7 protein-coding genes are annotated in these 13,619 nt (G+C 35.8%); 2 read left to right on the top strand and 5 right to left on the bottom strand.

Annotation, left to right across the window (positions count from 1 at the left end):
* Nucleotides 1-41: 41 nt before the first annotated feature.
* A complete protein-coding gene (locus ACP3T3_RS11060) occupies nt 42-3,266 on the bottom strand; it encodes a hypothetical protein (RefSeq protein ID WP_426479914.1) in 3,225 nt (1,074 codons plus the stop codon).
* Nucleotides 3,267-3,410: 144 nt separating this feature from the next.
* On the opposite strand from ACP3T3_RS11060, the gene ACP3T3_RS11055 reads away from it, so the two are divergent.
* Both ACP3T3_RS11055 and ACP3T3_RS11050 read left to right on the top strand, forming a co-directional pair.
* On the top strand, nt 3,411-4,280 hold the full coding sequence (locus tag ACP3T3_RS11055; RefSeq protein WP_426479913.1) for a T9SS type A sorting domain-containing protein: 870 nt from the start codon (nt 3,411-3,413) through the stop codon (nt 4,278-4,280).
* Between the two features lie 157 nt (nt 4,281-4,437).
* Nucleotides 4,438-5,247, top strand: a complete 810-nt coding sequence (locus tag ACP3T3_RS11050; RefSeq protein ID WP_426479912.1) for a T9SS type A sorting domain-containing protein — start codon at nt 4,438-4,440, stop codon at nt 5,245-5,247.
* Between the two features lie 106 nt (nt 5,248-5,353).
* On the opposite strand, the gene ACP3T3_RS11045 is transcribed toward ACP3T3_RS11050, so the two are convergent.
* The 4 genes from ACP3T3_RS11045 to ACP3T3_RS11030 form a co-directional block, all read right to left on the bottom strand.
* A complete protein-coding gene (locus tag ACP3T3_RS11045) occupies nt 5,354-8,176 on the bottom strand; it encodes an aminopeptidase (protein ID WP_426479911.1) in 2,823 nt (940 codons plus the stop codon).
* 54 nt (nt 8,177-8,230) lie between these two features.
* Nucleotides 8,231-9,610 carry an orotidine-5'-phosphate decarboxylase gene (pyrF, locus tag ACP3T3_RS11040; RefSeq protein ID WP_426479910.1) on the bottom strand — a complete coding sequence of 460 codons (1,380 nt, stop codon included), beginning with the start codon at nt 9,608-9,610 and terminating at the stop codon, nt 8,231-8,233.
* Nucleotides 9,611-10,028: 418 nt separating this feature from the next.
* Nucleotides 10,029-10,883: a hypothetical protein gene (locus ACP3T3_RS11035; RefSeq protein WP_426479909.1), complete on the bottom strand. Its 855-nt coding sequence runs from the start codon at nt 10,881-10,883 to the stop codon at nt 10,029-10,031.
* Between the two features lie 9 nt (nt 10,884-10,892).
* Nucleotides 10,893-13,415: an N-acetylmuramoyl-L-alanine amidase gene (locus ACP3T3_RS11030; RefSeq protein WP_426479908.1), complete on the bottom strand. Its 2,523-nt coding sequence runs from the start codon at nt 13,413-13,415 to the stop codon at nt 10,893-10,895.
* Nucleotides 13,416-13,619 lie beyond the last annotated feature (204 nt).

Here is a 13,619-nt window from a genome sequence, read left to right as displayed (position 1 = left end):
AGAAAGGATATATGAGATCCTCCGATGTTGAAAATACTGTATCAAAAGCTTGCTTTTACCTGCATACTTCCGATATGAATGGTTCTGTCACCGGAATTTCTTCCTTCATAATTAAGATTCAGCTGGATAAAAGAGTTGATAGCCTGTTGGATAAATACGCTCCATACCTGGTTTTTACCCGGTTTCAGTCCATCCAGCATCTGATTACCTACAATACTGAAATTGTTTCCGGTAAAATTGTTGCTGATGAACGAGAAATTTCCGCGGATAGAAGTTTTTCTCCGTTCCCATTGGATGGTTCCGGTGACATCAAATGCTTTAAGAAGTTCTTCGCCGTCTAATCTTTGCTTCTGACGGAAAGCAGATGATAATTCAGCCTGAATGGCATCTGTGAACTTATAAGTTGCCTTAGGCTTGGTTTCAAAATTATTGAGACGATAATCTCTTGTTGTAAATAATTGTGAAGAGTTTTTAATATCGTGAACCGAGTTTTCCCAATCTATCCTGAATTCTTTATTGAACCAATACCCTATATTCAGGAAATGGGAAGTCTGTTCACGTTCTTCATTGCTGAAATTGGCATTGATCAGGTTGTCATTGGTGATGAACCTGTAGTTTCCGTTCCAGCCTGATTTGTCGGTTGGATTAAACTGTACAGAGGCGAGAATATTCTGATTCTTAAGAATCTGATCACTGTTCTTTTCAAAAGGGTTTAAGACAAGAACTTTGTCCTTTTTATAGAATGAGTTCTGGGAATTCAATGAAATATTGAAATTCCAGCGCTTTAAAAATCCATTTTCTGAATTGAAAACAATTGCCGGATTAACAAATAAAGCCAGCTGTATTTTATTTTTATTGGAAGGAATATATCTTACGGAATTGGTATAGATACGGATATATTGTGCAAGATCAGAATACTCGGCAATTTCAAATTCGTCCAGCTGCTGAATCCCGTCTCCGTTATAATCGGTCCATTTATAAACACCCTGGCCGTCCGTTACTTTAATGTATTGAAATTCCCTTTGGGCTTCCTGTCCGTTCCCAAGTTCATAGAAAGCCTGAAGGCGCATTCCGTTTCTGAAAAGCTGCTGATTGTATAAGATATTTCCGACAACGAAGTCATTGTTTCTGGTTACTTCACCTTCAGCACCTGCGTAGAAGAATTTTCGGTAGTGGATTAAAGCATTTAAAGTGGTTCTTTCTGTTTTGATAATCTGACTTTCGGCCATGATTCCCAAAATATTATTCATATTCTGAAGCCTGTTGTCACGTACAGAGTCATTGTCTCTCATATATACCTTTGCCAGTAATTTGGTTCTTGTGCTATCGCCGATTTTCTTTTGTAAAAAGATTTCCTTCCAGCTGAAACTGGTGACATCCATAAGTTGAGTGTCATTGTATTTTTTCTCATTATGCTCCATGCTTCCGCCGATGGCCCAGCTTCCTTTTTTACCGGTAAATTCTGTAGAAACTCCACCACGGATGAATTTTGTATCCTGAAGGGTAGCATTGGTATTCAGATAAGATAAATTTCCTTTGGTAAAGAATTTACCGGTAAGCCAGCCGAAGTCCAGGTCATTTTTAATTCCTTTGTAAGAATCCTGTTCATTCAGATAGTTGACACGGTAATTTAAAGTAGACTTATTATTCCATTTATTCAGAAAACTGAAGATAAATCTGTTTTGAGTTCTTTTATTAAATTCCTGCGTAAGGTTGAAATCTCTGGAGAATTCCACATCATTGATACGGTCAAGGATATGAAACTGTCTGTCAATATACTGATATTCAAAACTGGGAGTTCCCTTCCATGTGTTTTTCGTGAAGCTTTTATTTCCAAAGATACGCCAAGCATACCCCATATTCTGATCAGAATCCTTTGATGAAAATAAATTGACATCATAATTACTCAGGGAAATATCAGCACCTATTTTTCCTTCGTTCAATACATATTCAGAATTCAGAGAGTATACCTGTGATTTCTGTGGAGAAGGAAGTTTTCTTACTGCCCGGTAGTCTCCGGCATTAGGTCCTACATATTCAAAAACACGGCCGTTATTCGTGGTCTGTGCTATTTTATAATCTCCCAGGTTGGCTCCGAAATAAGTAAAAGAAACCTGGTAAAGCGTTAAGCTTGAATCATTAGAATATTCGTAGAAATTTCCAGGATTTAATTTGTATAAAATTTTATTGACATCATACTCAGTTACCACTCCTGAAGGGGCATACATCAGATCAGGATTGTTTCCGGCATCAGCAAGAATCTGTTCATCCTCCTTGGAAAGACTTAATGAAAGAGGGGCATTTTTATTGTCATTTTCCATGAACCAGCTTAACCCTACTTTAAATTTTTCTCTTTGATGTTCCAGCTTTCCTGTAAATAAATATCTGGAATAATTTCTGTTCGCGTAGTTATAAGAAATGGTAATGAAATTCTGCTGGAAAATAGGACGGAAACTGGTAAAAGTAACTTCTCCTGTATTATAGTTGATGATATAATCCTGGTTTTCGCCACGCTTCATCAGGATCCCGTCAATAAATACCTGCTCAGAACCGGAGATCAGCGTGATAAATTGTTCCCCGTTCTTACCGGTCAGACGGTAAGGTCCCTGGTTACCTTCAACCCCCTGAAAACGGATCCTGTGAAACTCACTTCGTGCAACACCTGCAGAGATATCTACCAATGTTTTATTTTCTTTCCCGAATTCTGTCTGGAACTGAAGCCCCATACTTCTTCTCTGGTATTTGGCAAAATAATTTTTAGCTTCTAGAAGATCAAGGTGTCCGGCCCTCAGGATAGACTTTTCCTTAATATTAAGCTGCATATAAATTTTGTCAAATTCTTCCAGAGTCTGCGTATAGCCATCAGCCTGAATAGGCAGGTTGTGGTCTGAAATACTGGCCAAAATGGTAACATCTTTTGATAAACGCCCTGAAATCTGAAGATCCATAGAGCTCTGTACAGACTGTCCCTGATTGTTCCCAAAAGTAATCCCCCGGATAATAGAACCTTTTGAATTAAGCTCTCCTAAGAATCTTTTTTTATCATTTTTCGCCAGTACAGCTTCATCAATAATGATCTTGTTGTGCGTTCTTATGAAATCAAGGGTGTCTTTTGCAAAGATATCCTGTTCCAGTCTTGCTGCAAGAATACTGTCCTTTTTGATGCTGTCTTCAGGAATGTTGGGATTTTTCCATGAAAATACCTGAGCATTTCCTGAAAATATGCCTAAGAAGAATAATACAAATAGAAGGATATAATTGCGCAACTTTTAAAATAATCCGTAAAAATAATTAAAAAATGTTAACATTCAGAGATCAACTATAATTAACAGAAACTTAACCTATTTATTGTCCCAGATAAAAAATTAGATGTAGTTTTGTTAAAATTATTAACAACAAAAATCTGAATTATGAAAAAACTTTATTTTCTTTTCGCAACAGTAGTGATGAGCGCAGTTGCTTTTGCGCAAACAACGTATGTTTGGGATTGTACTTCTGTAAATCCTATTTCCGGTACAAATGCTAATATTTCAAGTGTGGCATTTGCTGCAACTCAGGGAAATAATAATGGTACTACAGCTTTAATTACCACTTCATCAGTGTCTTCTGGCTATACAGGCGCTAGCGGATCCAGCAATTTTGGTGCTGCTGCTTATAAAGAAGTTCTTTCTACTGCTACAAGTACCTATTTTAGCGTAACTGTTACTCCTGTTGCTGGTAACAAAATAACTTTGAATTCTTTAAGTTTAGGTTCCAGAGGGACATCTACCGGGCCAGGGAAGATTACTGTATATTCCAGTATTGATAACTATACTACTGCAATAGGTAGTGCAAATGTTAATAACAATAGTACATGGGCATTGAGTAGCATCACTTTTTCAGGTGCTAATTTAGTAGGTGCAGAATCGGCGCCGGTTACATTAAGAATCTATGGAAGCGACAGTGCGGGTACGGGAACTCCATCTCTTGGTACTGCCAACTGGAGAATTGATGATATTTCTTTAATTGTTACTTCGTCTACTGCCTCTCTAGCAGTTGTCGACAGTAAAAGCCTAAAGTCAGGAAACTTTGTAAAAAACTCTTTCGTTAAAAATAATGAGATCGTTTTTGGATCTGATGTGAAAGATATAAAAGTTTTCAACATGTTCGGACAGCTTGTAAAAGAAACTTCTGTAAAACAAAACGGAACTGTAAGCGTTGCTGAATTAGCAAAAGGAAACTATATTGTAACAGGTACTGTGAACAACCAACCGGTTTCTCAAAAAGTTCTTAAAGACTAATCTCTTTTAAATAAAAATATAAACAGCCGCTTCATTGAAGCGGCTGTTTTTTATGCTGTTATTTACTGATTTTACATTTTTATGTCCTATATTTCTTAATTTGCTGGTATTGTTTTTGATGTTTTATGATTCAATCCATTTCTAAAAAATTGTTACGATGAAAAAAATCTTTACTCTTGTTGGACTTATGTTATTGGCTTCCCTTTCAAACGCCCAGATTGTGATCAATGAAATTTATGGCGGGAATGTAAGCTCAGGTGCTGTATTGAAGAATAACTATATTGTCCTTAAAAATACCGGAACTACTTTGGTTTCCCTGACGGGGGCCAGCATACAATATGCTCCGGCAATAGGTGCTTTTACCGAGTATCATACCCTGCCTGATTTTACTCTGGGGCCTGAAGAAACCTATTTAATTCAGGAATCAGCGATTGAAGGAGGTGTTGAAGATCTGCCGACACCGGATTTTATTGCAACAACAATCATAAATTTTGACGGCACTCCGAATAAATCTTCAGGGCTGAAAATTTCCGGTGTATCCGGAAAAATTGCTTTAGCCGCAAATATAGTCCAGGTGGCAGGGCCTTCTGCCTCCAATGTACTGGATTTTGTGGGATACGGATCAAATGCAGATCAGTTTAAAGGAGAGGGCCCGGCTCCTTCTCCCACTACAAATGCAGCTATCAAAAGAACCTTGATAGGAAGTAATAATAATATGGCGGATTTTTCCCTGGAAGGAAGTGTGAAATCCGGTTTTGTACAAAATCTCTTTATAAAAGATAATAAAGTTGTGTTCGGAACTGAGGTAAAAGATGTGAAAGTATATGATACATTCAGGCAGGTTGTTAAAAAATCACCTACGAAGTTGGCCTTGACACTTGATATTGCAGAGCTTCCAAAAGGAACTTATATTGTCACAGGAACAATAAACAATATTCCGATTTCACAGAAAATTATAAAAGATTAGTTTTTAATAAAAAGAACAGCCTGTATTCATAAGCTGTTCTTTTATTTTTATATAATGTGTTATCCATATGGATTTAATCCACAAAGATATCCACAATTTTTTTATATTAATACCAGCCTCTTCTTGCGGCATTAATGATTGATCCAAGATTAAGAATCAATGTATACCTGATACGTTTACCATAATCTTTGAATGAAGGCTCAAACCCTAAAGAGGACTGTATCGGGAAATAAACTTCCAGAAAATCAGGGATGATTCTTACTTTAACTCCGGTGTCCCATATGAATTTGGCCGGCAGATCCTTGTTTTTATACACTCCGGCATCAGCATACACATGAAATATTTTCCATACGCTTGAATCTACGTTGGCAGATGTGATCCATTGGTTTACCGTTCCCGGTAGAAAAGATTTAAAACCACCGTCAGCTAATATAAACTGTTGGGATAGAAGGCCGCTGCTAGCGCTCTCTCCTAAAAGGGTATAAGAGAAAGAGTAATTGGAAACCCTTGAAATTCCATAATCGAAAAGGTTGTTTCGGGTGTTGTTTCTTAAAAAATATCCGGCAAATAATCGTAAGCTCAGCTTTTGTTTCGGGGCAAATTCCCATCTGTAGAAACCTTCAGCTGTTATTTTGTTGAAATCTTCCATTCCCTGGGCACTCAGACTAAAGCTTTTTTCATGAATCATCTGGCTGTCACTATAGCCATACCCGATACTCCAGAGATTGTACTTGCTGTAGTCGTTTTCAGCGATCATTTTAGGACTAAGATCCCTTTCAAAATAATTATAGGAAATCCCCAGGCCTCTGCTTACCGTACTCCTTGGGTTCTTTCTGAAGTTGATGGAAGATGATATGGAGGTTTTTCTGTACGCCAGATCATAATCATAATGAAAATATGAACCGGAAACCCCGAATGTCAGACTCCGGATGATACTTTCTGCAGGCAGAATAGAGTAGGAGACAGCTCCAGAGCCTGTCAGCTTTCCTGTTCCGGTACTGTAGGTTGGTGTAACAGAGTACAGGAATTTCTGATCAAACAAAGATTGATTTTTAAAATTTAACCCCAGAAGGAATTTATCATAGGTATTGTTGAAACGTACTCTTGGACTGATGTAAATTTCATTATATTCCGGATTCGGAATATCTTTTATTAATTTAAGTTTAATTTTTTTTGCATTGGAAAACAAGCCTTTTGCATACAGGAAATTGTCTCTGTAATTGGATTCCGGGAAAGTATAACCGCTATTTAAAGTGACTTTATAAATATTGTCTGACGCAGGAAGAGACAAAGTAGAGTTGCGTTCATTCTCCTCAGTATCTATCCAGTAAGACTTCTTTTCACCTTCTTTGGTTTCTGTTTCCAGTTTTACCGGGATAGAAACATCTGTATTTTTTACAATTCTTATTTGTAGGGAATCGTTTTCTTTTCTGATGTTTTTTAATTTAAAATCAACCCTGTTTTTCTGTTTAAAAAAGTTGGAAAGATAGGCTGTTGATTTATTATTTTCAGAAAGGGCTGCCAGAAATTCTTCGGGATTTATTTTTTTTCCTGAATTCCGGGAAATAGTATTTTTTATAATCCCATCGAATTGATCATATCCCATTTTGTCTGCCGAATAATTGAAAAGACTTCCGGTTTCAAAGCTGCTGATAGCCATATCATTGAAGTTACTCAGAACAGGGAAGTGTTCATCAATCTTCTGATCAAGGTTTTGCAGCATGATATACTGATAGGAGAGTCCATAGCGGTCCAGAAGTTTTACCCTGGATGCATGAAATAATTTTAAAGGTTTGAGTCCAAATATTCTGGTTTCAGGAAGGGTACCCAAAAGTTTCGTGTCAGCATAGAACTTTTTGAGATACTGAATTTCAAGATAAGATTTTAACCCATTTTTAAACCAGTGGTCTTTTTCTTTATCCGCAATAATGCTTTGGTCAAGAATTTTCTTGGCAATAATGCCAAAATAATCCATATCTGTTTTTTCTGTCTCGGTAAATAACCGGAATCTGAATTTCCAGAAAGTAATATCATTATTTCCGAAAAAGTCTTCTTTAGCTCTGAACTTATCTGAAATAAAAATGCTTTTCGGAAGAAAACCGATGCGTTCTTTAATAAACTTTAATTGCAAAGGAAGATAGAATTCCAGGTTTTGTTTTTCTTCCGGTTTCAGATTGTACCCAAACTTGATTTCGACTTCAGATCCTTCAACATTGGTTTTTATCGAAGGAAAGGCGGTTGGAGAAATCAAAAATTCAGGATCTGAATCAAGGTATCCCCTGAAGGAATTCATCTGAATCTGTGGAAGATTACCTTCAACAAAACTATTGACAGGAATATCAAAATTTATAGTCCAGAAAGTGTTGAAATTTACCTGTTCTTCAATATCGTGGTAGTTTCTTCTGGAAATATTGTCCGGATCAAAATGATCCGGAACAATAAAGAAATATTTTAATAGCGTATTCTGAGCGGACGTTCCATATCCCGTAAACGTTTTATCGGGAAGCTGCATGCTGTATTGCAACTGTAAGGTGACGCTTTCGCCGGGTTTTAATACATTTTTCAGTGGAATAAAAAGATTTTCATCCGAAAGTGTATTAACAGGAGCAGCTTCATTTACAGAACTTTTAATATTCAGTTCAAGAAGCTTTCCCAATTGATCATTTTTTGCAAAATGCAAATCATTATTTCGGTCTTCCAGTTTTCTGTAGACTAAAGAGGTTCCCCGTTTATTGTATGCGGAAACCCAATTCAGGAGTTTTACGGTCTGAAGGTCCTTTCCGGAATGATTGTAATAAACAATTTCCTGTCTGACCTCAAGGTTCCTTTTGTCCGGAGACAGTTTAGCTTCAATGTATATACTGTCTGTCTGTGCAGAAACCTGTACAACTCCCCACAACAAAATAAGGCAAATGCTGATCTTTTTCAAATATTCGTGATAAAGCTCAAATATAGCTTTATTTTGTATATATTTTATACGATTTTAACCCTGAACTGCTTTTTTTTCCAAAGAATTAATATATGCATTCCATCCCTCTGTTTTATAGGTGATCGCAGATGCTTCAGGATCATGGGATTGGTAGATTCCTCTTCCTACGATAATAAAATCTGTGTGCAGTGTGTTGAAAACATGTTCCGGTGTGTTGTACTGCTGTCCTTTACCATCCCCAGAATCTGCAAGATTTACTCCCGGAGTGAATAAAAGAAGTTCCTCGGGAATTTTATTCTGAGATACACCACCAATTACGTTAGGATGGGATAAAGCTACTTTTAAAGCTTCTTCACGATAGCTTGCAGTTGTTAATGTTCCCTTGGAAGACATTCCAACGATGGCTACCACTCCTACATTTTTGAAGCAGTCTAATGATTCAAAACCGCCGATTACCTGAGAGGTCACAAAATCTGCCCAATTTGTAATTTTGAAAACCCCGCTTGTAAACTGAAGTTCCTGGGTATTTCCGATGTCAGCAAATTTTCTGTCTTCCATCAGTAAAAACTGGTGTTTTTCAGCGATTGCTTTTAAAGGAGTAATTGTTTTTTCATAATCGAAATCAGAAATAATATCGATATGTGTTTTTAAAGCAATAATATGCGGACCCACTTTTTCTGCCAGTTCCAATAGCTCCTGAGTTGTTGTAACATCTGCAGAAGCAATAAGATTTGATTTTTTGGCTAAAGCTGCTTCCAGTAATTTTTTTGAAACGGAGTGCTGGGTAACCTGAAGTTTCTGCTCATAAGAAGATCTTGTTTCTTCTTCAAACTGAATATGATTCCCCTGAAGAAAGTCCTGAATTCTTTTTACCTCTTCATCTGACAATTCCCCGGTTCCCTGAAGAATACAGCATACTTCTGAAATATTGAAAAGAGTATGTACTCTGTAGCCTTTATTTTCCAGTAATTGTTTTCCTCCCTGTTCTCTGTCCAGTACCACAACGATATCCGAAACTTTAAGATCTTCCTGTTCTATTTCAGGAATAGTTTCTAACAAAGATTTTCCTGATGTGATCACATCTTCTACCAAAAGGCAGTTTTGACCTTTCTGGTAAATTCCTTCAATCAGTTTTTTTGTACCGTAACTTTTCGCTTCTTTTCTTTTAATAATTAATGGAATATAGCTTTCCAGAGACATTGCAGTCGCCATAGGAAGAGCCGCATACGGAACTCCACAGATTAAATCAAAATTATCTAACGGAAGCATTTCCAATAAATAATTAGCAAGATTTTTTAAAATTTTAGGATCTGAAGCCAAAGGTCTCAGGTCTACATAAAAAGGACTTTCAATACCGCTTTTCAGGGTAAACCTGCCGAATTTGATGATGCCTAGTTTGTAGCACTCTAAGAAGAATTCTTTTTTACTTTCCATTATTTTTTATTAGATATTGCAAATTTAAGGAATTGAAATAAGGCTTAAAAATTTATCGCTCATTTGACAAAAAAAAACCATCCCGGATTGATCGGGATGGTGTGAGATTGCAGATTATATTGGAGGGAATATTTTTTTATAATGTCTGTTTTTACTTTCTATTATAATATTCACATTTACTAGTATGTTCTTATTCATTCTTGAATTCTTTCTGTTCTGAAGAAATCTCCCAATTTCCACTATGATTAAGGCTGTATTTATTTATATTAATATGACAACATCCTATAATACTTTGTGTTGTAATTCTAACCTTTTGAATAATTTGTGATGTTGTATTTTTATCTTTTCTTAGTTTTGTAAAACCATCTCTTTATAACTAAAAAAGAAAGATAGGGGGAGTAATAGAAATATTTTTCATTTATTCTGATAGGATTTTATCCAAATCAAGCTGTTTGAGCGATATTTTTTTAGAGATCTCTTTTTGCATCCATTCTTCCTCACCTGTTTTCGCACTCGTTCCCAAAGTTGCGATGAATAATTTTTCAATAAATAAATCATTATTTTTGAAAAAAACGGGTATAACAATTTTTCGAGACGTATTTTGATACTGTTCTGTGTAACCTAAAATTAAATTGAAAGCTTGTTTGTTTTTTGTATCAGTATCTATTTCTATAAAATCACAGCTAATATTTTTTGTAAAAAATACTTTATTATCGATTTGCGCTTTTAAAGTATAGTCATTTGTATTTTTTTCTATAAGAATGAGATCATTTTTGTCACTTTTATTGAAGTTAACTCTATAGTTTTTAGTTTGTGTTGAATTTGAATTAAAAGAAGAAGGTAGATCTTCTTCGTTCATATTTTCTTTAGACTTTAGGAAATATTTTTTACATTCTGGTAGCTCACATCCGAGAATTTGTGTTTTTTTTCCATCAAAAAAAGAAATGTATGAACCTCCATTAATTTGTAAGTCATATTTTTTTCCTTTATACGAATAGCCTTTTATATCAATATTACACGGTGTAATTGGATATGAAAAATGCCATTCTTCATCAGTAATGAGAATTGATAAATTCATGATTTTTTCAACATCATTACTATTGAGAGACCATGCTATATCTCTTTCAGTTAATTTTTCTTTTGTAGAATATTCACCTTTACAGTTTGCAATGTAAACTTTTGTTTCTATTCTCTTTTTTTCATCTTTATCCTGGCCTTTACAAGATATTATAAATGAAAATATTATTGAGAAAATTATAACAGTATTTTTCATAGTTCTAATTTATAAATAGCCTTTAATAGCATTATATACAATTTGTCCTTCTCCTGCCTCTTTAGGAGCTAAATGTTCGTGGCAATCAATGTTACTTTTATCTAAATTATAATAATTTAAAAGGGCTTTGACTAAACATGCTACTGATTTAGCTTGTTCTTCCGTTAAGTTTTCCCATCCAACCACTGGGTTTTGTCCTTTTAATCCTAGGGTTGGTTTACCATCTTTATCAATCGCAAAGCCAACAACTTCAATTCCAACAGATTTTGAATTCCATCCAGCGCAATGCCATGTTACTTTTGTTAAATTTGCGGTTTGAGTAATAATTCCATCTTTTCCAACCACAAAATGAGTTCCATAATGATCTATACCTCCTTTTTTATTTTTTCGTCCTCCTTTAAAAGCATTTATGCACGCCTGGGTTGTTCCACCTGCTGTTCTATGTAAAATTATTTTTTGAATACTTGTTTTAAGATCTTTAAACGTTCCATGTTCAATAACACTTACATGATTTTCAACAACTCTAGAATGCTTTATAAAACCATTTTCAACTGTAAATTTATCAAGGCAGATACAACTTTTTAAACCACTAGGGCAAGGTGTCTTTTCTTTAGCATCTTCTTTGTTTCCTAGGCTAACACATTCTTGTGGATATTTAAATACTATTTTAAGTGCATTAATAGCATTAATTCTTTGATTATAACCAATAATAGAAGAAGACTTTGTTGCATTCGGTTTGTTAACCAATCTTGATGTATCAAAAATATTATCTTTATCTGCAAATGGATTTATATCTCCAATATCATTATACTTCCAATACCAACCGCTTGACATTGCTGCAACTTCTATATTAGTAGAAACTAATTTAGGGTTATTTACAACATCATATCCGGAGTTATCTTTAAACTTTTGATAATTTCCTAGCAATGTTAAATGTATAAAGCCTCTTCCTCTATAAGGATCATACCAATATTCTTGGCTTTTCTTACCTTCTACACTTTTTACAAAGGAACCTGTTTCATGATAACATTGTCCTAAAAAATGAATTTTTCTTATGCACGTATTTATATCATAGTTTTCGAACGTTTTATTCAATACTTCTGCAAATTTTTCATAGGTTTTAATAGTAAATTGTTCGTGACCACCTGTGAATAAACTATCCTTATTCCATTTATAAAAATTTTCTCCAGCTTCATCAAAAGTAGCTTTCCGCATAGCAATTACCATTTCTTTTAATTCTTCGCGAGTAATTTTCCTATTACAAAAACATTTTGCAACTATTGGCTTCTCCGGTTCAGGCTGCTTCTCCACCACCGCCGCACTCTTCACCCTCTCCACTTCCATCAAACCATCCGAAGTTACCCCAAATTTCTGAGATTCTGCTGACAGATCTTTGGAGATAATTTCTATAAAGTAGTTTTGCTTATATGAATCTAGATTACCGATACTCGGGTCCATTCCTTTGTTAAAAATATCTTTGGTAATGACAAATCCTGAGGTGTCGCATATATCTGCAGGGATTTTAATCATTGCACTTCTGTAGACTTCATCGTGGAATACCGAGTCAGATTCCCAGATGACATATTGGATGTGTTTTCCCACCATATTTTTGGAGTGAATTCTTATCCTAACTTTATCTCCTACCGTTACTTTGGAAAGTTCTTTTCCTGTATCGTCTATGAAAACAGCTTCTATAATATTGCCTTTGGGATCAGGCTGTTTCGGGGCGTTTCCTGATCCGGCAGGGAATTTCGGGGTGTCTTTCTGAGGTTGAGGCTTAGGCTGGTTTTGAGGCTGTCCTTTATAATCAGGGTTGGCCACATTTACATTCACCTGGCTTGCTCCCTGTATTTTCCCGGAATAAGTAGCTGTAACATAATACTCATGATTCGCGCCTTCATCTCTGTCACCTTTCATCATAAACTGATTGGCGATCTGGCGGAGAATTTTTTCGTCAGATATCAGCGGTATCTGTACTTCGGCAATACCATTTGCATTCACCTTTGCTTTGTAGCTGCGTGTATGGCGGTTGTTTTTGTTGATACTGGCATCGTGGCCTTTTCCCGCAGCATCATCTTCCCAAAGATGGAATTCTATCTCTTTATTAAACATCGCAATGCAGTGAGCCTGCGCAATAAGGGTATCATGGTAGCTGGCTGTATTGAAGTCTTTTGCTCCTCTGTTGAAGAGCACTACTTTATCTATTTTCGGGACTTTGTTGCTGGCAGGGATAATGGTAAGGGTGCCTGCCAGCTCTTTGGTATCGGGAAGTCCCGGTAAAATTCCTTTCTTAATCTCGTAGACTTTCATTTGAAATTCTATTCCCAAAGCTATTTCCCCAAATTTGTAGGTTACTTTTTCCCCGGTTTTAGGAGTGCCTGTGATGTCTTTCCAGTTTCCGCTTTTCTGTTTCTTGTAAATATACCATTCATATTCACCTTTCAGTCCGAATGAAAAACCGGAAGGCATTATTTCGTAGGAATATGTTATTCCTACAAGAGGATTTTGATTCCCCGTAATATGTCCTGTCATGGCTAATATAATTTATAAGCAGCCTCCAGCCGGAAGCTGTTTAGACAGGTATTACTTGTAAGATGAGATTGCAGGAGAAGATGAAGGATTTTATCCTCCCATAAGGTTACATTTTTTTTCATCGTGTTTTTGTGTTGGTTCAAAAACAAAAATAAAAAAAATCATAATATATTGATATAAAAAACCACCCCGGATTGATCAGGG

The organism is Chryseobacterium sp. CBSDS_008, assembly GCF_049959325.1.
In the GTDB taxonomy this organism is placed as follows: Bacteria; Bacteroidota; Bacteroidia; order Flavobacteriales; family Weeksellaceae; genus Chryseobacterium.
Note: the sequence above shows the minus strand (reverse complement) of the source record. Positions and strands in the feature narration are given on the sequence as shown.

Coding starts and splice junctions, on each gene's coding strand:
- ACP3T3_RS11055 (WP_426479913.1), top strand. CDS start 3,411: ATGAAAAAACTTTATTTTCTTTTCGCAACAGTAGTGATGAGCGCAGTT.
- ACP3T3_RS11030 (WP_426479908.1), bottom strand. CDS start 13,415: ATGACAGGACATATTACGGGGAATCAAAATCCTCTTGTAGGAATAACA.
- pyrF (WP_426479910.1), bottom strand. CDS start 9,610: ATGGAAAGTAAAAAAGAATTCTTCTTAGAGTGCTACAAACTAGGCATC.
- ACP3T3_RS11035 (WP_426479909.1), bottom strand. CDS start 10,883: ATGAAAAATACTGTTATAATTTTCTCAATAATATTTTCATTTATAATA.
- ACP3T3_RS11050 (WP_426479912.1), top strand. CDS start 4,438: ATGAAAAAAATCTTTACTCTTGTTGGACTTATGTTATTGGCTTCCCTT.